This window comes from Paenalcaligenes niemegkensis (assembly GCF_022230885.1).
In the GTDB taxonomy this organism is placed as follows: Bacteria; Pseudomonadota; Gammaproteobacteria; order Burkholderiales; family Burkholderiaceae_B; genus Paenalcaligenes; species Paenalcaligenes niemegkensis.
Genome location: NZ_JAKGCT010000004.1, coordinates 870,547 through 893,583, shown reverse-complemented (window position 1 = coordinate 893,583; position 23,037 = coordinate 870,547). Strand labels below are relative to the sequence as shown.

14 protein-coding genes and 4 pseudogenes are annotated in these 23,037 nt (G+C 52.5%); 14 read left to right on the top strand and 4 right to left on the bottom strand.

Annotation, left to right across the window (positions count from 1 at the left end):
• From L1889_RS08315 to rpoD, 14 genes and pseudogenes are all read left to right on the top strand, one after another.
• Positions 1-636: a YfgM family protein gene (locus L1889_RS08315; protein ID WP_238664748.1), complete on the top strand. Its 636-nt coding sequence runs from the start codon at positions 1-3 to the stop codon at positions 634-636.
• Between the two features lie 2 nt (positions 637-638).
• Positions 639-1,795, top strand: a pseudogene (gene bamB / locus L1889_RS08310) (outer membrane protein assembly factor BamB).
• Positions 1,796-1,800: 5 nt separating this feature from the next.
• The gene (der, locus tag L1889_RS08305; protein WP_238665888.1) at positions 1,801-3,183 is read left to right on the top strand and encodes a ribosome biogenesis GTPase Der; all 1,383 of its coding nucleotides are present in this window, start codon (positions 1,801-1,803) and stop codon (positions 3,181-3,183) included.
• Positions 3,180-4,270, top strand: a pseudogene (hisC, locus tag L1889_RS08300) (histidinol-phosphate transaminase). The gene der and the pseudogene hisC overlap by 4 nt, the downstream one beginning before the upstream one ends.
• Positions 4,271-4,380: 110 nt before the next feature.
• Positions 4,381-4,617 (top strand): RNA chaperone Hfq, encoded by a 237-nt coding sequence (gene hfq / locus L1889_RS08295; RefSeq protein WP_238664747.1) that lies wholly within the window; start codon positions 4,381-4,383, stop codon positions 4,615-4,617.
• 72 nt (positions 4,618-4,689) lie between these two features.
• Positions 4,690-5,784, top strand: a complete 1,095-nt coding sequence (hflX, locus tag L1889_RS08290) for a GTPase HflX (RefSeq protein ID WP_238664746.1) — start codon at positions 4,690-4,692, stop codon at positions 5,782-5,784.
• Positions 5,759-7,081, top strand: a complete 1,323-nt coding sequence (hflK, locus tag L1889_RS08285; RefSeq protein ID WP_238664745.1) for an FtsH protease activity modulator HflK — start codon at positions 5,759-5,761, stop codon at positions 7,079-7,081. The genes hflX and hflK overlap by 26 nt, the downstream gene beginning before the upstream one ends.
• Positions 7,082-7,090: 9 nt before the next feature.
• On the top strand, positions 7,091-7,975 hold the full coding sequence (gene hflC, locus L1889_RS08280; protein WP_238664744.1) for a protease modulator HflC: 885 nt from the start codon (positions 7,091-7,093) through the stop codon (positions 7,973-7,975).
• A 157-nt stretch (positions 7,976-8,132) separates the two neighbouring features.
• A complete protein-coding gene (locus L1889_RS08275) occupies positions 8,133-9,302 on the top strand; it encodes an ATP phosphoribosyltransferase regulatory subunit (RefSeq protein ID WP_238664743.1) in 1,170 nt (389 codons plus the stop codon).
• Between the two features lie 77 nt (positions 9,303-9,379).
• On the top strand, positions 9,380-10,675 hold the full coding sequence (locus L1889_RS08270) for an adenylosuccinate synthase (protein ID WP_238664742.1): 1,296 nt from the start codon (positions 9,380-9,382) through the stop codon (positions 10,673-10,675).
• 281 nt (positions 10,676-10,956) lie between these two features.
• Entirely contained in the window at positions 10,957-11,508 is a 552-nt protein-coding gene (locus L1889_RS08265; protein ID WP_238664741.1) for a phosphoribosyltransferase, read from the top strand.
• A gap of 395 nt (positions 11,509-11,903) precedes the next feature.
• A complete protein-coding gene (gene rpsU, locus L1889_RS08260) occupies positions 11,904-12,116 on the top strand; it encodes a 30S ribosomal protein S21 (protein WP_238664740.1) in 213 nt (70 codons plus the stop codon).
• Positions 12,113-14,083 carry a DNA primase gene (gene dnaG, locus L1889_RS08255; protein ID WP_238664739.1) on the top strand — a complete coding sequence of 657 codons (1,971 nt, stop codon included), beginning with the start codon at positions 12,113-12,115 and terminating at the stop codon, positions 14,081-14,083. The genes rpsU and dnaG overlap by 4 nt, the downstream gene beginning before the upstream one ends.
• 340 nt (positions 14,084-14,423) lie before the next feature.
• Positions 14,424-16,635, top strand: a pseudogene (gene rpoD, locus L1889_RS08250) (RNA polymerase sigma factor RpoD).
• 145 nt (positions 16,636-16,780) lie between these two features.
• On the opposite strand, the gene guaD reads toward rpoD, so the two are convergent.
• The 4 genes and pseudogenes from guaD to xdhA form a co-directional block, all read right to left on the bottom strand.
• Positions 16,781-18,166 (bottom strand): guanine deaminase, encoded by a 1,386-nt coding sequence (gene guaD, locus L1889_RS08245; protein ID WP_238664738.1) that lies wholly within the window; start codon positions 18,164-18,166, stop codon positions 16,781-16,783.
• A gap of 13 nt (positions 18,167-18,179) precedes the next feature.
• A complete protein-coding gene (gene xdhC, locus L1889_RS08240) occupies positions 18,180-19,160 on the bottom strand; it encodes a xanthine dehydrogenase accessory protein XdhC (RefSeq protein WP_238664737.1) in 981 nt (326 codons plus the stop codon).
• Positions 19,160-21,513, bottom strand: a pseudogene (xdhB, locus tag L1889_RS08235) (xanthine dehydrogenase molybdopterin binding subunit). Before xdhB ends, xdhC begins: the two are co-directional and overlap by 1 nt.
• Entirely contained in the window at positions 21,510-23,009 is a 1,500-nt protein-coding gene (gene xdhA, locus L1889_RS08230) for a xanthine dehydrogenase small subunit (RefSeq protein WP_238664736.1), read from the bottom strand. The pseudogene xdhB and the gene xdhA overlap by 4 nt, the downstream one beginning before the upstream one ends.
• Positions 23,010-23,037 lie beyond the last annotated feature (28 nt).

Genomic DNA, 23,037 nt, shown 5'->3' with positions numbered 1-23,037 from the left:
ATGGCCTATGATTTAGAAGAGCAGGAAAAGATTGACGCCATACGCGACTGGTGGGGGCGTTATGGCACTCTATGTGTGATTCTCGCTTTTGTCGTGGTGGCTGGCGTTCTGGGCTGGCGTGGTTGGCAGTGGTATCAAAACCATCAGAACACGCAGGCAATGGGCTATTTTGAGGCTCTGGAAGGCGCCAGCCGCCAAGACTCACCTGAGGCCTACGCGCGCATCAAAGCGGCTAGCGAGACTTTACGAGCTGATTTCCCGCAATCCGGCTATACCAGTCGTGGTGTGTTGATCGCGGCATGGGCCCTCCAGGAGCGTGGCGAAACTGAAGAAGCCAGAGAGCAGCTCGAGTGGATAATCAGCAGTGGCGATGATCAAGCCTTGATACCGCTGGCACGACTGCGTTTGGCGGGGGTGTTGCTTGAACTTGGCGATCACGACCAGGCTCTTGCGCAGCTAAGCGACGCACCAGCTTCATTTGCGGGCTTATATGCCGACCGTCGCGGTGATGTCTATGCCGCTCAGGGTAAAAAAGCTGAAGCGCAGGCAGAATGGGAAAAGGCCCTTGAGGCGCTGAGCGGTGAAGCCGTTTCGCAAATCATTCAGCTTAAACTTGATGCAACCGGAGAACGCTAAGGATGGCAACGTACACACTAAAAGGCACGCTGAAGCTAGCCGCCATCGCCTTAAGTTTATCGTCATTGGCTGCTTGCTCAATGTTCTCGAGTAAAGATCCCCGCTACGAACCTGCACCGCTGGAAAAATACGAAGCCGGTGTCAGCGCAGCCGTGCGCTGGTCCGTTTCGCTAAGCGGGGGGCCGGCTACGGTTTTGCACCTCATGTGGCCAATAGCTCGGTTTACGCGGCATCGCAAGGCGGTCAGGTCGTCAAGGTTGACCTTGCCAGTGGCCGCACCCTGTGGTCCGTGAATGCAGCTAAGCGGCTCTCGGCTGGCGTGGGGGCCGATGGCACCACAGTGGCGGTCGCCGCGGCGGATGGCACGGTGATCGCGCTAAATGACCAGGGAGTCGAGATGTGGACTGCCAAGGCAGCCAGTGAAATCACCGTGCCTCCTGTAGTCGGAAGCGGAGTGGTGGTGGTGCGCAGCAGCGATTACCGCATTCAGGCTTTTGACGCTCGCAATGGTAATTTGCTCTGGAGCCTGCAGCGTCCAGGCCCTGCCTTGGCGTTAAAAACCAATATTCAAATGGAAATGGTCGATGGGCTGCTGATCGCAGGCATGCCAAATGGTCGGGTGATGGCAATTGATGCGCGCAGTGGGGCGGTTCAGTGGGAGGGGACCGTTGCTGTATCTAAAGGTGCTACCGACCTTGAGCGCATCATTGACGTGGTGGGGGCTCCGCAAATGCAGGGGCCGCTATTATGTGGCGCAGCTTATCAGGGCCGTATCGTATGTTTTGATGTCTCTCAGGGCGGTGTGCCTGTGTGGGACCACGAGTTTTCCAACAGTGTCGGTCCTGCCTCTGACGCACAGTTCCTATACGCCTCTGACGGTAGGGACATAATGCATGCCTTCAGCCTGCGTGATGGTACTCCCGTCTGGACGCAGGAAGGCCTGAGAAACCGTAAACTTTCTGCACCTGCTGTAGTGCCCCAAGCTGTAGCTGTGGGCGATTACGAAGGTTTTGTGCATTTACTATCTCGCTCTGATGGGCGGCTCTTGGGCCGCGTCAGTGTAGGCGGTGGTGCAATAACTTCCCCTCTGGTGGGAACTGACCGTGGTGTGCTGGTTCAGGCACGCAACGGCAATTTGGTATTGGTTGGCGTCAATTGAATCGCATAGCTTTCAAACCTGTTATTACCCTGGTAGGCCGGGCCAACGTTGGCAAGTCCACGTTGTTTAATCGCTTGACCCGGTCCCGTCAGGCCCTCGTGGCCGACTTTCCTGGCCTGACACGTGATCGCCATTATGGTGAGGGTCGCATGGGCTCCCGTCCTTATCTTATTGTAGATACAGGAGGCTTCGAGCCTGTAGCCAAAGAAGGCATGCTTCGGGAAATGGCCCGACAAACCCATCAGGCCATAGCCGAGTCCGATGTGGTCATTTTTCTAGTTGATGCCCGCGAAGGCCTCAACCGCCTGGATTACGATATTGCGCAATTGCTCCGTCGTTCCGGTCAATCTGTAGTGCTGGCCGTAAATAAAGCGGAAGGAATGCGCTATGGCGCCGCAGCAGTCGATTTCCACGAGCTGGGCTTAGGCCAGCCCCATTTGATATCAGCTTCTCATGGCGATGGGGTGGGTGAGCTCATCGAGGAAGCGCTAGAACGCGTGCCCGCACCGGCTGGCGAGGCAGATGACGAAGAAGAGCCTGACTTTGATCCTGATGCCGATGAAAGCAGCGATCCCAAGCACCGTATCAAACTCGCTATCGTGGGTCGTCCGAATGTGGGTAAGTCTACATTTATTAATACCTTGCTTGGTGAAGAGCGTGTTATTGCTTTCGATCAGCCAGGCACTACGCGTGATGCCATTGAGATTGAGTTCGAGCGTGAGGGGATCCCTTACACCCTGATCGATACCGCGGGCTTAAGGCGTCGTGGCAAAGTCTTTGAAACAATCGAAAAGTTTTCGGTAATCAAGACATTGCAAGCCATAGAGGCGTGTAATGTCGTGCTGCTGATGCTGGACGCACAAACTGAAATTTCTGATCAGGACGCCAGTATTGCAGGCTTTGTTCTTGAAACAGGCCGGGCATTGGTGGTGGCAATCAACAAATGGGATAACCTCGACAGTTATAAGCGAGAATGGGTGCAGCGCGAGTTTGATCGCAAGCTGCGATTCTTGAATTTTGCCAAGGTCCACACTACGTCTGCGCTGAAAGGTCAGGGTATTAATCCTGTCATGAAGTCGGTGCGCAGTGCCCATGCGGCGGCTTTCCGTCGCCTCTCCACGCCCAGGCTGACACGCGTGCTGCATGATGCCGTCGAGCAGCAGCAGCCGCCGCGCAAGGGTATCTTCAGGCCTAAACTGCGTTATGCGCATCAGGGCGGACAAAACCCGCCACTGGTCATTGTGCACGGAAATGCTCTTGAAGCTATTTCTGATTCATATCGCCGGTACCTCGAAGGGCGTATTCGCGAGGCCTTCGACCTCGAGGGCACGCCATTGCGTATCGAGATGAAATCCTCTCGCAACCCTTACCTCGTGGAGAAAAAGTGAGTCGTTTCCTAAGTGATCACCTGAGTTCACTGCAGCCCTATGTGCCTGGCGAACAGCTTAAAATGGAAAATCTGCTTAAGCTCAACACCAACGAGCATGCTTATGGTCCTTCGCCCAAAGCGATCGAGGCCATACAGGCGGCAGCCAATAACGATTTGCGTTTGTATCCCGATTACGACGGCCATGATTTGCGTGAAGCTATTGCACAGCTGCATGGCTTAAGCCTGGATAACGTCTTTATCGGTAATGGTTCAGACGAAGTGCTTGCTCATATTTTTAGCGCTTTGTTTTTGCGAGGGGATTAAAGCTGCTTGTGCCTGATGTCAGCTATAGTTTCTACACAACCTATTGCCGTTATTACCAAGTGCCATTCGAGGTAATGCCTCTTGCTGAAGACTTCAGCATTAATGTTAGCGACTATCTGCAGCCACGAGAGCAGGCGCCGGTAGGTATTTTGCTTGCTAATCCCAATGCGCCTACAAGTTTATTGCTGGGTCTGAGCGAGATTCAGAAAATTGCGTCGGCAAACCCTGAGTCGGTGGTCGTAATTGACGAAGCCTACATTGATTTTGGAGGCCAGTCCGCCATTTCGCTGGTTAATCAGTACGACAACATAGTGGTCGTACAGACCTTGTCAAAGTCGTATGCTTTGGCCGGCTTGCGTGTAGGCTTTGCTGTTGCCAGCCCGGAGATCATCGCCGGCCTGGTCAGGGTTAAAGATAGCTTTAACTCATATCCGCTTGATGCACTGGCTTTGGCAGGGGCGGCCGCGGCGATTAAAGATCAGGACTATTTCCAGCAGGCATGCCAGAACGTGATCAGTTCGCGTGATGAGTTAAGCAAAAAACTAAGTACAATTGGTTTTAAGGTTTTGCCGTCCAGCACTAACTTTGTTTTTGTGACGCACCCTGAGCATGATGCAGCACAATTACAGCAGGCATTACGCGATAACGGTATTTTGGTGAGGCACTTTTCTCAAAGCCGCATACAGAATTATTTACGCATTACTGTGGGAACTCCCGACCAATGCGACCGTCTATTTACTACGCTAGCGACTATAATTCATAAAAAGCAGTTGAATAAGTAAAAGCAATACAGCGTACGTGATCAACATGGGTGCGGTTTGCGGGAAAACCCTGTAAAGTGTACACCTACGACAGATTAATCTGAAATAACAACATAATTGGAGCCTAGCCAATGAGCAACAAAGGGCAAGTATTACAAGACCCATTTTTAAACGCCCTGCGCAAGGAACATATCCCTGTTTCTATTTATCTGGTAAATGGAATCAAACTACAGGGACAAATCGAATCTTTCGACCAATATGTAGTATTGCTGCGTAATACCGTTACACAAATGGTATATAAACACGCGATATCTACAGTTGTACCTGCGCGTCCGGTCTCTCTAAAATCGGATGAAGACGCTGAATAAGCGTCAGTCGTACTCTCAAGCACCCGCTGACCTTAATCACAGGTCAGCGGGTATTTATTTTGAGGTCCAGCCATGAAAGCACTGATTATTAGTGTGGACATGGGTGAACTCGATTACCAGGCACACGCAGAAGAATTCGTCATGCTTGCAGAAGGGGCCGGAGCGGTCGTCGCCGATATTGTGGTGGTGAAGCGCAGTCGTCCTGATGCAGCCTATTTCATCGGTGTGGGCAAGTTGCAAGAAGCTTTGCTGCTGGCCGAAGAGCATGATGTCGATGTGGTTCTTTGTGATCAGCCCCTTAGTCCGGCACAGCAACGCAACCTAGAGCGTCGATTTAATCTTCGCGTGGTTGATCGGGTAGCGTTAATTCTCGATATTTTTGCATTGCGTGCACAAAGCCATGAAGGTAAATTGCAGGTAGAGCTAGCTCAGCTGCAACATTTGTCCACGCGATTAACGCGCATGTGGACTCACCTGGACAGGCAGGGTGGTATCGGTATGCGAGGGCCGGGTGAATCTCAACTCGAGCTTGATCGTCGCATGATCGGCGATAAGGTTCGCAAACTTCGTGAGCGTCTTCAAAAAGCGCAGCGTCAGCGCAGTACTCAGCGTCGATCACGAATGCGCAGCGACACCTTGACGGTCTCGCTGGTGGGATACACTAATGCAGGTAAATCGACTTTATTCAATGCCTTAACACGTGCTGATGCCTATGCAGCAGATCAGCTGTTCGCCACTCTTGACACCACCACGCGTCGCGTGTGGATTGAAGGTGCCGGTCAAGTTGTAGTGTCAGACACGGTAGGGTTTATTCGTGATCTTCCTCCTACCCTCGTTGCGGCTTTTCGAGCCACTCTCGAAGAAACCATTCATGCCGGCTTATTGCTGCACGTGGTTGACGCGGCTAGTCCGCAGCGCGATGAGCAGGTTCACGAAGTCCATAAGGTATTGGAAGATATTGGTGCGGATCATATCCCTCGTGTATTGGTTTATAACAAAATAGATCAAGCCGGGTTCGAACCTAGAATCGAGCGCGACGAGCATGGTAAGATTGCGCGAGTCTTTGTAAGCGCTTTAAAGCGGATCGGATTGGATGATTTACGTGAAGTTATCGTCGAGTCAGGTCAAATTCCGGAAAATAATGCGTTCAATGTCAAGAATTTATAATCTGAATGACCCCGGTTGGGGGCGAAATGGCGATAAAAGTGGTGATCAGCCCCCTCGTCGACCCGAATCCAAACCTGATGGCCCACCAGACCTCGACGAGGTCTGGCGCGATTTCAATAAGCGCCTGGGTTCTATGTTTGGACGCAAGCCAGGTCGTGGAAACCCGCCACCCGGTGGCGGTGGTTCAGGCCCAACGATGCCGCGTCTACCCAAAGGGTCTCCAAAGATCGTATTGGGTGGTGCTATAGCAGTAGTGGGCTTATGGCTGGCCAGCGGTTTTGTTATTGTCGAAGAGGGGCAGGTTGCTGTAGTAACCCGCTTTGGCCAATATACTAAAACCCTGGCTCCTGGTTTGCAATGGCGCCTGCCCGCACCTATTGAAGCGCATGAAGCGGTCAATATCGCCCAGTTGCGTACTTTCGAAATCGGCTATCGCGGTTCATCCCGTAACAAGGTGCTGCCCGAGTCGCTGATGCTGACTGCCGATGAAAGTATTGTCGATGTGCAGTTTGTGGTGCAGTATCGCCTGCAGCCCACCGGTGCACCCGACTACATCTTTAATACCAATCAGCCCGATGAGGCAGTGCGTCAGGCAGCAGAGACCGCAATGCGTGAAATCGTAGGCCGTAAGCCTATGGATTTCGTGTTGTATTCGGGACGTACTGAAGTCGCCCAGGAAGTGCACCGCCTTGCGCAGAGCATTCTTGAGCGTTATCGAACCGGTATTGAGATCAGCACGGTGGCAATCCAGAACGTTCAGCCCCCAGAGCAAGTGCAAGATGCGTTTGATGATGCCGTCAAGGCAGGGCAGGATCGCGAGCGTCAAGTTAACGAAGGTAATGCATACGCCAATAAGGTGCTACCTGAAGCTCAGGGTCAGATCGCCCGTATGCTTGAAGAGGCAGAGGGTTTCCGCGCTACTGTCGTGGGTGATGCCCGAGGTGACACCGCGCGCTTTACCAGTGTTGAAAACGAATACATCAAAGCGCCTGGCGTAATGCGTGATCGTCTGTATCTGTCTACCATGCAAGAGATTCTCGAAAGCAGCAGCAAGGTCATGGTCGATGTACCTACTGGCAACAATATGCTGTATTTGCCATTAGATAAAATCGCCAGTCAGGTGGCTCGTCAGCCGCAACAGCCGAGTTCTGGAAACAGCAGTAATTCTGTCAGCTCTGCTGCAGGCGCCGGGGCAGCCGCCGCGACCACATCGTCGAGCAACAATGGCTCTACACCGTCTGTTCCGTCTTCGCTTGGCAATAGTTTAGCGAACCCTTACTCACCTTACGCACGCTAGGAGGTCATGATGCAACGTCTGTTCCCTGCTCTGATCGCCCTGGCTATCGCCTTGGCGGTGTTATCGTCCTCTATCTTTGTCGTACGTGAACGTGATCTTGCGTTGGTGTTCGCTCTGGGTGAGGTTAAAGAATCCATAAGCAAGCCGGGTTTGTACTTCAAGCTTCCGCCTCCGTTTCAAAACGTGGTCTTTTTAGACAAGCGTCTACAAACGATTGAAAGCAAAGACCCCGAACGTATTCAAACGGCCGAGAAGAAAAACTTACTCATCGACTCCTACGTCAAGTGGCGCATTGCCGATCCACGCCTGTTCTACGTTACCTTCGGGGCAACTGATCGTGGTGCTGTCGAGCGTCTGCAAGCGCAAATTCGCGACGCACTCAATGCGTCAGTTAACGTTCGCACCGTCAAAGAGGTCGTGTCTGACCAGCGTGATGCCATCATGCGCGAGATCCTCACTGCGGTAGAGGCTCGGGCAAGGCCCTTGGGTGTAGAGGTCATTGATGTACGCTTGCGTCGTCTTGATTTCGCTCCTGAAATTTCCGAGTCGGTTTACCGCCGTATGGAAGCCGAGCGTAAACAAGAGGCCAACCGCTTGCGCGCAACCGGTGCGGCTGAAAGTGAGCGTATTCGCGCTGCAGCTGATCGTGAACGTCAAGAGCTATTAGCTGATGCCTACGCCAAAGCACAGGCCATTCGTGGTGAAGGCGAGGGTGAGGCAGCAGGTATCTATGCTTCAGCTTATGGCAATAATCCTGAGTTCTATCGTTTCTATCGCAGCCTGGAAGCCTATCGTGGTTCGTTTAGCTCACCAGACGACACCTTGGTGATCAGTCCTGATTCCGAGTTTTTCCGTTTCTGGTCACAAACCGACGAATCCGAGACTAACCGTTAAACGACACTGAGTTGGCATGGCTTGCCAACTTGGGCCGCGATTCGTTTATACTAACGTGTAAGTTAATTACACCATATCGCAAGCGACTTGGCAGGCTTACGCCCCAAGTCGCTTTTTGTTTGTCCGCTGCATCGACAACGCAGCACGAGGCTGATACATGTCTAATTGGTTGTTGCCCGAAAGTCTTGCTGATATTTTGCCTACCGAGGCAAGACGCATCGAAGAGTTGCGTCGCTATTTGCTCGACCTCTATCGTACCTATGGCTTTGAGCTGGTCGCTCCTCCTTTGGTCGAGTACCTGGAGTCGCTTCAGGCGGTCTCAGGTACAAAGCTGAATCTGCGCACGAACAAGTTGGTAGACCAACTGTCGGGGCGCACCATGGGTGTGCGTGCCGATATTACGCCTCAGGCTGCACGTATTGATGCACATTTGCTCAATCGCGAAGGCGTAACTCGTTTATGCTATTGCGGCACAGTCCTTCATGCGCGTCCGGCTGGTTTGCTGTCCGACCGCGAGCTGTTGCAGATTGGTGCCGAAATCTTTGGTTATGCAGGTGTTGAGGCCGATATCGAGATTATTCAGCTGGCTCTGGCTAGCGTCGCACGGGCTGGCGTACAGCAGGCCCGTCTTGACCTGAATCTTCCCGCTATAGGCCACGCGCTTATTAACCATGACAGTGCGCTAGTGCCTTTTGCATCCGAGATTTTCGACTTGCTGAGTGCCAAAGATGCTCCGGGTATTCACGAATTAAAAAGTCTGGCGCCTGGCTGCCGTGCAGACAGTATTCAGTATTTGCTGACGCTCACCAACTTATATGGCAACGGTAGTGAAACCATTGCCATAGCGCGCGAACGCCTGCCTGGGCTGCCTGAAATCACCAGTGCGCTGGATGGCCTTGAAAGCCTGATCGCCGCCTTGTCCGCAGAGAATCTCACTATTGATCTCGCCGATATGGGCGGTAGCTATGGCTATCACTCAGGCGTGGTCTTCTCGGTGTACGCTCCGGGCTGGCATGATGCCTTGGTTAGGGGCGGTCGCTACGATGGCGTGGGCGCCATGTATGGTCGTTCACGGCCAGCAACCGGCTTTAGTTTAGATTTACGCAAATTATCCGGTGGGCTGCCACCCGCCGAAGCTGCCCGTGCTATACGGGCGCCGTGGGGCAAAGATGCCTCGCTCATCGCCATGCTCGAACAATTACGGGAAGCAGGCGAAATTGTGATTCAAATGCTGCCTGATCAGCCGCACGCACTCGATGAGTTTATTATCGATCGAGAACTCGTGCTGCACGATGGCTTGTGGCAGGTGAGGGCGATTTCTGCGTAGTTTTCTGCGCGACTTCGTATAATTATTGATTATTCATCAGGCTGTTATGGCCTGGTCAGACTTTTTAAGTACGCAACATGAGCAAAAACATTGTGGTGATCGGCACCCAGTGGGGTGACGAAGGGAAGGGTAAGATTGTTGATTGGCTAGCTGAATCAGCACAAGGCGTAGTGCGCTTTCAGGGCGGACATAACGCGGGTCATACTCTTTGGATTAACGGACAAAAGACGGTATTGCGGTTAATACCTTCAGGCATTATGCATGCACATGTCACTTGTTACATTGGTAACGGTGTGGTGTTGTCGCCTGAAGCGCTATTATCAGAAATTGCTGAACTCGAAGCTGCCGGCGTAGATGTGCGTGGCCGTTTGCAAATTTCTCATGCGTGCCCCTTGATTTTGCCTTATCACATTGCTGTTGACCAAGCGCGAGAAAAGCGCAAGGGTGAAGGCAAAATCGGTACTACCGGCCGTGGTATAGGCCCGGCATACGAAGACAAGGTTGCCCGTCGCGCCTTGCGTGTGCAAGATCTTTACGATCCCGAGATATTTGAAGAAAAACTCGGCGAGGCCCTCGACTACCATAATTTCGTGCTGACTAACTATCTGGGTGCAGAAGCTATTTCTGCGGCGCAGGTACTCGAACAGGCTTATGCCTATGCCGAGCAGTTAAAGCCCATGGTTGCCGATGTATCCAGCAATTTGTATGCGGCGAAAAAAGCCGGTCATAAGCTATTGTTCGAAGGTGCGCAGGGTGCGCTGCTTGACATCGACCACGGTACCTACCCTTATGTGACCAGCAGTAATTGCCTGGCAGGTGCGGCTTCTGCTGGCGCCGGCGTAGGCCCTCAGCAGCTAAGCTATGTGCTCGGTATTGCCAAGTGCTACACCACACGCGTGGGCGCAGGGCCTTTTCCTACCGAGCTACTCGACGATACCGGTGCGCGTCTGGCAACCGTAGGCAAAGAGTTCGGCTCGGTTACAGGACGCGCACGCCGTTGTGGCTGGTTTGACGGAGCCGCCATGAAACGTTCAGCCATGATCAACGGCATTACCGGCTTGTGTATTACCAAGCTGGATGTGCTCGACGGGGTAGAGCAGCTCAAGATCGGTGTGGGCTATCGCTACAAAGGTGAGTTTCTTGACGTGTTGCCTTATGGCGCGCACGCTGTAGCAGAGGCCGAACCCGTACTCGAAGAAATGCCAGGCTGGACAGAGTCCACCGTGGGCGTCACCGAATACGACAAACTGCCTATTAACGCTCGCCGCTACCTCGAGCGCATTGCTGAAATTTGTGAAATTCCAATCGATATGGTGTCTACCGGACCAGATCGTAACGAAACTATCGTACTTCGCGATTCATTTACAAAATAAGCGGACAGCGCTAAAAACGGCTTCATTGTAAAATGAGGCAGGTTTTTTGCCGAACAAGCGACTCTTAGTAGTCGCTTGTTTTATTTCATGGCGCAGGTCTGGAAATGAAGAGCAGAGTCTCGACTTCACGCAGCCTTTTTTATGAGCGCCTATCGTGCTTTACGGGTAGTGACGAAAGAGTCTGTATTTAGTAAGTTGTTGTATTACAGGGTGCAGGACTTTCGTCTAATGTCGTAAAGGTATATGATTACGCACCTTTAGCTATTCAGTCAGGAACTGTTATGAGTCTGCCACCAAGTACCGATAGCGACCTTTGGGTCAGCTGGGAAGATTATCATCGCCTTGTCGAGCGTATGGCGTTGCAAATTCACGAGTCGGGTTGGAAATTCGACAAGATTGTTTGTTTGGCCCGAGGTGGCATGCGTGTAGGCGATGTGCTGTCCCGTATTTACGATGTACCATTAGGTATTTTGGCGACCAGTAGCTATCGTGAAGCAGCCGGCACAGAGCAGGGCAGCCTGGATATTGCACAGTTTATTACGATTACCCGGGGCACACTGGACGGAAACGTTTTGCTGGTTGACGATATGGTCGATACAGGCATGACATTCATGCGGGTACGTGACCACTTACGACAGCAGTTTCCAGCCATCACTGAATTGCGCACTGCTGTATTGTGGTGGAAAGAACGCTCAGAAGTAGAGCCTGATTATTACGTGGATTATTTGCCCACGAATCCCTGGATTCATCAGCCTTTCGAAGATTACGACAGTATTCGCCCTCACCAGCTTGGGTCCTGGATTCGCAAAGGCACCAGCCCTGCGCATTCCTGATGATATCGTAAGGGCGCGGTTCAGCGCCTTTGCTCAGCCGATCAGGAGAACGGGCTTTGATCCGTTGTTTATAGGTGTCGTTACCTGAGCTTGAGGTCCGAATATTTGTTAGGTTTTCGTGTTTTATGTTAACCTTACGGGCTAACCTATTTATTTTGCCGGTTTTTGCAAATGCGGCTGGATATCAAGGTTTTAGACATACAGCATAATTTTCAAGTGCAGGCTTAAGCACAGGTCCGGGTTTCTATGCCTGAAATTGCTTGTGGAAAATAGTTGCGTGCAATCACAATGTAGTACGTTCGCAATATATGCAATGTTTAAACCATTTTTAGCCGCTTTTTGATTTTGCAAAAAGCACTTTTATTACTTATTTATTTACAAGGCTTTACGACTACATGCCTATTGTTCGCCTAAAAGAGAACGAGCCTTTCGAGGTTGCGATGCGCCGCTTCAAGCGCACTATCGAGAAAACTGGTTTGCTGACCGAACTGCGTTCACGCGAGTTCTACGAAAAGCCAACTGCCGAGCGCAAACGTAAACATGCTGCCGCAGTTAAGCGTCACTACAAACGTATTCGTAGTCAGCAGTTGCCTCCGCGCTTGTATTGATACCTGAGTCCTTCATTCAGGAGTTGCTCGTACGCGTCGACATCTCTGATGTCGTAGGACGCTACGTGCAGTTGCGAAAGGGTGGGGCCAATTTGCTTGGTCTTTGCCCCTTTCACAACGAAAAATCCCCATCGTTTACAGTTAGTCCCACCAAACAGTTTTATCACTGTTTTGGTTGTGGTGCACATGGCAGTGCGGTGAGTTTCTTGATGCAGCACACAGGGGCCACATTTCCTGAAGCTGTACGCTCCTTGGCCAGCGAAGTCGGCTTAACCGTACCTGAGGCGCCACGAAGCCCGCATCAGCGGGCGGCAGATCAGCGTCGCAAAGCAGAAGTATCACAGCACCAGCAAATACTTGATGCAGCACAAGCCCATTATTTACGCGAACTAAAGCGTAGTGATGATGCAAAAAATTACCTCAAGCAACGCGGCTTAACGGGTCAGATTGCTAAACAGTTCGGATTGGGCTGGAGTGGAACCGAAAGGAGAGGCTTAAGCAGCGTCTATCCGAATTACGAGGATCCTCTGCTGGTTGAGTCAGGTCTGGTCATTGAGTCTGACGATGCTCGACGTTACGATCGCTTCCGTCGGCGGATCATGTTTCCCATTCGTAATACGCGCGGGCATGTGATCGGTTTTGGCGGGCGCCTTATCGAGAAAGGCGAGCCCAAATACCTTAATTCACCGGAAACACCACTGTTCTCCAAAGGCCATGAGCTTTATGGCTTATGGGAAGGCAGGCAGGGGATCCGTCACGAAGGCTTTGTCGTGGTGGTTGAGGGCTATATGGATGTGGTGGCCCTTGCTCAAAGTGGATTGCAAAATGCAGTCGCTACGCTGGGTACAGCGACAACCGAATTTCATATAAAAAAACTGGTACGGGCCAGCGATCGTATTGTGTTTAGCTTCGATGGCGATCGGGCGGGCAGACAGGCGGCGTGGCGGGCACTGGGAACTTGTTTGCCTTTAGTGCGTGATGATGTCGCCATGCGATTTTTATTTCTGCCTGAAGGTCATGATCCGGATTCCTATGTTCGTGAGTTCGGCGCAGACGCTTTTCGTGAAGCGGCGGGCCAGGCCAGTGCCTTGTCGACCTTTATGCTCGATGAGTTAGCAACTCGGCACCGCATGGATGAAGCCGAAGGCCGTGCTGCTTGCGTTCATGAAGCCTTGCCCTTGTTAAAAACACTGGCTGACACGACTTTGGCTCTTCAGATTCAGCATGAGTTTGCAAAGCTCGTGCAACTGACTCCAGACGAGTTGCAGCAACGGCTAGACGGCTTGACTTCGCCACGTACGTTTACCGAGCAAGCTCCGTCGAACGAAGCGCCACCCCGTTCTTTTGATGATATTCCGCCCGATTTCTCAATGGGTTACGATCCTGCAGAGACTTATTTTGATGGACCTCCGAGCGATTATGGGGCGGCCTCCTCAGAGCCTTCCGCCGAACCATGGACTAAAAAGAAACGGGGCAAATATAAGAAGCGCGGGGAGTTTGAGCAAGGTCCGGGTTTAGGGCGACAGAAGCGAAGCGTGACACCGATTGCCAAGCGGTTATTGCGGCTTTTAGCTGCTTATCCGCATTTAGTTGACGGTTTAGCTGATCAACAGCTTGAAATAATCGTACAAAGCCCTAATCTAATATTAGTACAAGAGTTAATCGCGTTAATTAACGTTAGTGAGGCCAGGCACTCCGGCGCATTGTTAGAAGCTGCCGACCCTGAAAACGAGGTAGGTGCCCTATTGATATCACTGACGACTGAAATACTTGATGATGAAGAGCTACCTGATCCGCAGGCTGAATGGAATGACGCATTACGGCATATCGAACTTGAACTTATCAAGTCGGAGCAATCAGAGTTAATAGCCGCCGGGCTGCCCGATGAGGCCTCCCGACGACGATATCAAGAACTAACGCGACGTATGGCCCTGCTTAATGCTGCGCCGCTGACTCAACTGAAGTAAAATATAAGGTTTACGTAATAAACGAAGTTATTATCGCTGCCACCGCTGTAAATCACGGTGTCGAGCAAAGAGTTAGTTCTTTTTTAAGCATCATCTGGTGCCGAGCATGACATAGATTACATCTGCCCTTGAGCGCAATCGCTAGGGAATCTACTTACCTGAATCTGTGCTGTCACACCAATGATATTTAGTTAATAGTAGTAGTTATTACGCAATTACGTTTTGTCCTGCATCACACAACATTTAGGTGCATTATGTGTGTTTTGCGTCTATGGAATCCACTATGACACAAACGACTGGTAAAAAATCTGCGACGACAGCGCCCGCGACTCCGTCTGCTATGGCTGCGGCCACAGGCTCCGACAGCACTGCGGTGAACGTCGAGGAAACGGTCCAGGGCGCGGCGGCTAAGAAGGCCGTCAAAAAAGCGGCAAAGAAAGCCGCACCTGCCAAAACAGCCGCTGCAAAAAGGCGGCTCCGGCCAAGAAGGCGGCTGCAAAAAAGCAGTAGCTAAAAAGGCAGCTGCCAAGAAAACAGCCACTAAGGTCGCTGCTAAAGTGGCAACTGGTGGCCGTCGCGGCCGTCCGGCAAAAAATACCAATTTTGATGACGACGACGACAATCTGCATGACAGCGACGAGGTTATTCCAGATCTCAAGCCTGTTGCCAAGAAAGGCGCCAAACGGGGTCGTGCCGAGCGCGATGTGTTTGGCGGTCGCGGCCAGTTGACTCCAGAAGAGCAAGAGGCCCGCCGCAATCGCTTGAAAGCCCTTATCAAACTGGGCAAAGAGCGTGGTTACTTAACCTATGGTGAAATTAACGATCATCTGCCTGATGATCTAGTCGACGCTGAAGCCATTGAAGGTATTATTGGCACATTTAGCGACATGGGCATCTCGGTCTACGATCAGGCTCCTGACGCTGATACTCTGCTCATGAGCGATAACGTTCCTGCTGCTTCCAGCGATGACGACGTCGAAGATGAAGCCGAGGCAGCACTCACCACCGTAGATTCCGACTTTGGCCGCACCACTGATCCTGTGCGCATGTATATGCGTGAAATGGGCTCTGTCGAGCTGCTTACGCGCGAAGGTGAAATTGAAATCGCCAAGCGTATTGAAGACGGCTTGAAGCATATGGTGATGGCGATCGCAGCGTGTCCGACCACCGTCAACGAAGTGCTGGCCTACGTGAATGAAGTACGCGAAGGCACCATGGAAATCGACGATGTTGTCGATGGCCTGATCGATGACGAAGGTGAAGAATACGCGGGCTCAGGTGTTACTCGCGACGAAGACGACGAAGGGCCGGCAGGCGGCATGAGCAGCAAGCAGATCGAACATTTGCGCACCAAGTCACTCAAGAAATTCGAGATCATCGGACAGTGGTTCGAGAAAATGCGTAGTTCCTTCGAAAGCGAAGGCTACAAAAGCCCTGGCTACATCGAAGCGAAAGAGTCCATTCTTGAGGAATTCATGGGTGTGCGCTTTACCGCTAAAATGGTAGAGAAGCTGGCTGACACTATGCGTGCAACGGTAGCTGAGGTTCGTGCACACGAGCGTGAAATTCTGCAAATTTGCGTTAACCGTGCAGACATGCCCCGTTCGCATTTTATCAAGAGCTTTCCAGGCAACGAAACCAACCTTGACTGGATTGTTAACGAAGTATCGTCGAACCCACGTTATGCCGTAACGCTTGAGCGATATGTACCGGCTGTTCAGGAAATCCAGCAAAAGCTGCTCGATTTACAAGCCAGAGTGGTATTGCCGCTTAAAGACCTCAAAGAGGTTAACAAGCGCATGCTTACCGGTGAAGCCAAGGCACGCAAGGCCAAGCGTGACATGACCGAAGCTAACTTGCGTCTGGTTATTTCTATTGCCAAGAAGTACACGAACCGGGGTCTGCAATTCCTGGATCTGATCCAGGAGGGTAACATTGGCCTCATGAAGGCGGTAGACAAGTTCGAATACCGTCGTGGCTATAAATTTTCAACCTATGCTACCTGGTGGATTCGTCAGGCGATTACGCGTTCGATTGCCGATCAGGCACGTACGATTCGTATTCCTGTTCACATGATCGAAACGATCAACAAAATGAACCGGATCAATCGTCAGATCTTGCAAGAGACAGGGGTTGAGCCTGATCCGGCCACCTTGGCACAAAAGATGGATTTACCCGAAGATCGTGTACGGAAAATTCTGAAAATTGCCAAAGAGCCTATCTCGATGGAAACGCCTATTGGTGACGACGATGATTCGCACCTGGGTGATTTTATTGAAGATAACAATACGGTGTCTCCATCTGATTCGGCATTACATGGTTCGATGCGTGATGTGGTCAAAGATGTGCTCGACTCCTTGACGCCACGTGAAGCGAAAGTTTTGCGCATGCGTTTCGGTATAGAAATGAGCACTGACCAGACCCTGGAAGAAGTCGGTAAGCAATTCGATGTAACGCGTGAGCGCATCCGTCAAATTGAGGCCAAGGCGCTGCGTAAACTGCGTCATCCTAGCCGCGCCGACAAGCTGAAGTCTTTTCTTGAAGGCCAGTAATAGTCTGTTCACGGGGCCATTTAGTGGCTCCATGGTATAGCCTATGTTTTGCACTTAAGATTAAAGCGCAGTAAAAAAGCCCAACGACAATTTGTCGTTGGGCTTTTTCTTTGCCTTATTGTTCTTTGCCTTATTGTTCTTTGCCTTATTGTATTGTAAGGACGATGTCTGACTCTGGGGCCTTGCGGGTGTCGTCACGATCGTGCAGGCAGACACCGGCACCATAGGTGGCCTGTATGCTTCGATCATCGCCTAGCAGGGCAAAGGCAAAGAGCAATTCTTCCAGGCTGTTGGCGCTTGCTGTACGTCGGGCCAGCAAAGGGGTAGCGTTCGGATCGAGCACGATAAAGTCAGCTTCGGTGCCCGCCGCGAGGCTCCCGATTGTGCCTTCCAGATCAAGCGCCTTGGCAGCACCTGCGGTGCTTAGGTAAAACATGTTCTTGGCGTCTAGATGATAGGCATTCAGGCGCCCAATCTTATGGGCTTCATCCATGGTGCGCAGCATCGAGAATGATGAACCGCCCCCAACGTCGGTAGCTACCGTATATAGCATCTGGCTTTCATCGGCGGCAGCAAAGTCGAACAGGCCGCTGCCCAGGAACAGATTAGAGGTAGGGCAGTGTGCGGCTACCGATTGCGTATCACGCATGCGGCCCCGGTCCGTTTCATCTAGCCAGATGCAATGGCCATACATCGAGCGTGGTCGCAATAAGCCGTATTGATCGTAAATATCCAGGTAGCTGCGGTAACCGGGGAACAGTTCGCTTACCCATTTCAGTTCAGCTTTGCTCTCGGCCACATGAGTTTGTAAATACACCTCGGGGTAAGCCTTGGCCAGTTCGCCACAGGCACCGAGCTGCTCGGGTGTGGAGGTGGGGGCAAACCGGGGAGTCAGGGCGTAGAGTTGTCTGCCCTTACCGTGCCATTGTTGCAATAGCTCTTCGCTGTCTTTAGCGCCATCTATGGCTGTGTCTTTGAGAAAGTCGGGGCAGTTACGATCCATCATTACCTTGCCGGCGATCATGCGTAAATTGCGTTTACTGCTTTCGGTGAAGAAAGCATTGACCGAGTTTTTGTGTGAGGTGCAGTAAACCATGGCACTGGTCGTACCGTTGCTGAGCAGCTCATCAATAAAAAACTCGCTGACTTCTGCGGCATGTTCAGGATCACTGAACTTTCCTTCGGTAGGAAAGGTATAGGTGTTTAGCCATGGCAGCAAATCTGGAGCGGGTGAAGCAATGATATCGCTTTGCGGATAGTGTATATGCGTGTCAATAAAGCCCGGCATAATGAGCTTGCCTCGCCAGTCATGAACCACGGTTTCGCTGCTTAGCGAAGAAACCAGGCTGCGATAGTCGCCGGAAGCGACGATTTTTCCGTCGGCGACAATCAATAAACCGTCAGCATGATAGATGACGTTCGGGTCTTCTTCCGCAGACAATGCAGTCGATGGACGGCCAGTAAAATAAAGAAGGCCTGCTCGATACGCAACGTGGGGTGCATCCTGCTTTAGGGACGAAGCAATAGTCATAGATAACGTCTCGTTAGATATTCTTGGTGATGTGTAATTCGTTCAGGCGCAAGAGTTCGGCTGTGATGGACACTGCAATGGCGGCCGGGTCTTTACTGTTGATACCATCAATACCGATCGGGCAAACCAGTGAGTTGATGACTTCCTCGCTGATGCCGCGCTGGCGGAAGCGACGCTCGAACTGATTTCGTTTGGTTTTTGACCCGATAAGGCCGGCATAGCAAAAGTCGTTGCGCTGCAAAATCAGCTGGCACAGGCGCTGGTCCAAATCGTGGCGGTGAGTCATAACAACGTAGTAGCTATTAGCCGGAGCCTGGTCAACAGCCTCCTCGGGGGTGTCTGTCATATCGACCTGGACATTGCTTGGGATGAATTCCGGAAACTCGGATTCGCGCTCATCGACCCACGTTACTGTACATTGCAGGCTGCCTAAAAAGTGGATCAGAGCCTTGCCCACATGGCCTGCGCCAAAAAGTACCACGTGCATAGAGGGCGGGGCCAATTCGTCGACGAACCACCGAGTTTCCTCTGAAGGCTGGTCGAAGGTAATTTCTGTAGAGGGCCGATCGAGTTCAAGCAAGCTGACCGCAGTGTTTTCGACCTGCCCGAAGCCTACGCGGCGTTGTGCTGTTTTACCCTGGCTAAGAATACTGGCGAGTTCTTCCAGCCATGGAAGATCGGTGGTGCCCAGTAATTCGAAGACCAGAGTGACCGCACCACCGCAACATTGGCCCAGGCTTGGACCTAGCGGGTAGTGTTCGACTTGGCGTACCGATTTTCCAAAACCGTGATTGGCAATCAGTTCGCGGGCGAGGGCGGCTGCCTTCCATTCCAGATGTCCGCCGCCAATGGTCTGCCATTGGCGGGTCTGGCTAACCAGCATGCGCGTGCCGGCATTGCGGGGTGTTGAGCCCCTGGACTGGGCTACCGTCACCAGCACGATTGCCTCACCGGCGTCCAGACGCTGACGGGCTTGACGAATGAGTTCCGGCATTAGGCTAGGCTCGACTCACGAGTTTGGTTGAGGGTCTCCACTGCTTTAAGAATTGCTTCAGAGGTGGCTGGCGCATTGAGCTGTGGCTGCGCTTCATAATTTGAGACACTTGAGACCGCGTCACGAATTGCATTGAACACACTGAAGGGCAGCAGCAGAGGGGCTCTCCTACGGCTTTGGAGCGGTGTACCGATGCTTCAGCATCCTGGTTGTTAAACAGACGGATATTGAAGTGGTCGGGGCAATCGCTAATAGCCGGAATTTTGTAGGTTGACGGCGCATGAGTCATCAAGCGGCCTTTGGCGTTCCACCACAACTCTTCAGTGGTCAGCCAGCCCATACCTTGAATAAAGGCACCTTCGACCTGACCAATATCGATGGCCGGGTTCAGTGAACGCCCCACATCGTGCAGCGCATCGACGGCGAGCAGTTTCCATTCGCCGCTGAGGGTGTCGATAATGACTTCAGACACAGCGGCGCCGTATGAGAAGTAATAAAATGGATGGCCTGTCATGGTGGTGGGATTCCAGTGCAGGCCTGGCGTGGCGTAAAAACCATCAGACCATAGCTGGATACGTGCTTGATACGCCATTTCCACCAGTTCAGCGAAGCTGACAGTCTGGCCTGCCACGCTGACCATTCCGTTGGCAAAGCTGACCTCTGCGGCATCTGCATTGTGCATCTGGGCCATCAGCCCGGATAAGCGTTCGCGCAGCTGCGATGCCGCATTTTGGGCGGCCATTCCGTTGAGATCGGTGCCTGTAGATGCTGCGGTAGCAGACGTGTTTGCCACCTTGGTAGTATCGGTAGCGGTAGAGCGTACGTGATGCAGATCCACGCCCAGTTCATGCGCCACGACTTGCGCCACTTTGGTGTTCAGGCCCTGGCCCATCTCGGTACCACCGTGGTTAAGCAGAACCGAGCCGTCACGGTAAATGTGCACGAGCGCACCCGCTTGGTTAAAAGCCGGGACGTTAAAGGAAATTCCGAATTTAACGGGGGTGAGGGCAATCCCTTTCTTAAGAATGGGGCTGCTCGCATTGAACTCGCGGATGGCATCACGACGTGCCTGGTAGCCTGAATTGATGCTCAGTTCGCTGACCAGTTCGGTGATGACGTTATCGCTAATAACCTGTTGGTAAGGGGTAACGTTACGTTCGGTCTTTCCGTAGAAGTTGCGCTGACGAATAAGGAGTGGATCGAGCTTAAGATGGCGGCCTATATCATCCAGGATGACTTCCATCATTAGTGCGCCTTGTGGGCCACCAAAGCCCCTGAAAGCGGTGTTCGATTGCGTGTTGGTACGTCCGCAAAGAGCGCGAATGTCGACGTGCTCAAGGTAGTAGGCATTGTCAAAGTGACACACCGCTCGCGTTGCTACGGGTCCTGACAGGTCGGCAGAGTATCCGGAATTGAGGGTCATGTCGAGCTTGGCGCCCAATATGCGGCCTTCGTCGTCAAAGCCGATTTCCCATTCGTAGTAAAAGCCGTGGCGCTTGCCAGTAATGGTGAAGTCGTCTTCGCGGTCAAGGCGAAGCTTGACTGGTCGACTGAGCTTTGTTGCGGCAATGGTAGAAAGGCAGGCGTATAAGGCTGACTGCGACTCTTTACCACCAAAGCCGCCACCCATCCGCCGGCAGCTTACTTCGACGCGGTGCGACGGCCAGTTCATGGCACGTGCGACTAAAGTCTGCATCTCGCTCGGGTGTTGTGTTGAGCACCACACTTGTATGGATTCATCGTCGTTTGGAATCGCGTACGAGATTTGGCCTTCAAGGTAAAACTGCTCCTGTCCGCCGCACTCGAAAGTACCTCGCAGGCTATGGGGAGCTGAAGCTATCTGCTCGTCGGGCTGGCCGCGCTTGAGCCCCATTGGGGGCAACACGCTTTGACCTGCTTTCTTGGCCTCCTGTGCCGTCAGGATGGCAGGCAGTTCTTCGTACTCGACGGTGCCAGCGCGCACGGCTCGACGGGCGGCATCATGTGACGTAGCGACGACGGCAAATACCGGCTGGCCCACATAATAGACAAAGTCGTCCGCGAGGATAGGGTCGTCTTCAATGATGGGACCACAGTTGTTGTTACCGGGAATGTCGGCAACCGTTAAAATGTCGACCACACCCGGCATGGCGCGCACCGCATCTAGATCCAGGCTGAGAATTTTTCCGTGCGCCACGCTTGATAGGCCCAGAGCCATATGCAGCGTGCCGTGCCGCTCGGGAATATCGTCAGTGTAAATGGCTTTACCCGTCAGATGCCGTTCAGCAGATTCGTGAAAGTATGAGACCCCTACACGTTCGCTTTGGGCGGGAGTAGGTTCTAGATTAAGAAAGGTATCGGCAAGTTTATTCATTTGGCGACTCCGTGGTGCAGTTGGCGAGACGCTTCGAACACATTGAGCTGTCCGGCACTTAAGGGTTGCTCGGTATTGGTTTCCAGATAGAAACGTTTCAGCAAGTTGGCTGCTGAGCGCGACCGGTATTCAGAACTGGCCCGCATATCGCTAAGGGGCTGGAAGTCGTCGCCCAAGGCGTGCATGGCCAGCTCAATATTTTCAAGCGACCATGTCTTGCCCAGCAGGCAGGCCTCGGCTTGCCTGGCACGCGCCGGAGTCGCCGCCATACCGCCGTAGGCAATGCGAACGTGTTCGGCCACATTATTTTTCAGCACCACCGAGAAGGCGGCGCACACTGCGGAAATGTCCTGATCGTGGCGCTTTGAGAGTTTGTAAGTGCGGAACGTCAGTTCAGGCTGGTTTAATGGCACGCGAATGCCTTGAACGAACTCACCTTCGCTGAGAGCGGTCTTTTGGTAGGCCAGGTAGTAGTCTTCCAGGGGCATTTCGCGTATTTCATCGCCTCTGCGCAGTACGATTTTCGTGCCCATCACAATGAGTACCGGCATGGAGTCGCCGATAGGCGAACCGTTGGCGATGTTGCCGCCCAGCGTACCCGAGTTACGTATGGGATAGGAGGCAAAACGCTGATGCAGTTCGTGCAGTTCCGGATAATGCTCGATCAGGGCCTCGTAGGCAGGGTTTAGCAGCGCTCCGGCGCCGATGTAAAGATGGCCGTCGTCTTTGTGAATTTCTTTGAGTTCGGCTACCTGACCCACATAAATGAGATGGGGTAGTTCGCGGAATTGTCGTGTCACCCACAGTCCGATGTCGGTAGAGCCGGCCAACAGGCGAGCCTGGGGATAATCAAGGCGCAATTGGGCGAGTTCGGCCAGGGTGCGTGGCGCGTCAAAACGCTGCTTGTCATGCTGATAGCTGAATGTGTCAGGACGCTGCAGGCTTTGAAGGGTGGTGTGTAACGCTGCTTTGCTGAACTGAACCTTGGGCAGTTCGAACATGCGTACACAGGCATCAATAATAGGTCTATAGCCCGTACAACGGCATAGGTTGCCCGACAGGGTTTCGTTGATTTGCTCTCGCGTCGGCGGGGTGTCGGCATCGCTGTGCTGTAGATACAGTCCCCACATAGACATCAGAAATCCTGGCGTGCAGAAACCACATTGTGAGCCGTGGCAGTCGAGCATTGCCTGTTGCACAGGGTGCAGACGCTGCTGCTCCAGTTGTAGGTCTTCGACGCTATAGATGGCTTTCCCATCCACCGAAGGTAGTAGTTGTATGCATGAGTTGATGGCACGCATTTCGATTTCATTATCGGCGTTTAGTTCAGCCACCATCACCGTACAGGCTCCGCAATCGCCCTCTGCACAGCCTTCTTTAGTGCCTGTAGAATGCAGGTCTTCCCGCATGTGCTGTAATAAGGTACGCGTTGTGGGTGCATGGCTAACCTCATGCACTTCACCGCGGTAATAAAAGCGAATCGCTTGTGTCTCCATAACTCAGCCCGAATGTAGGTTAATAGTT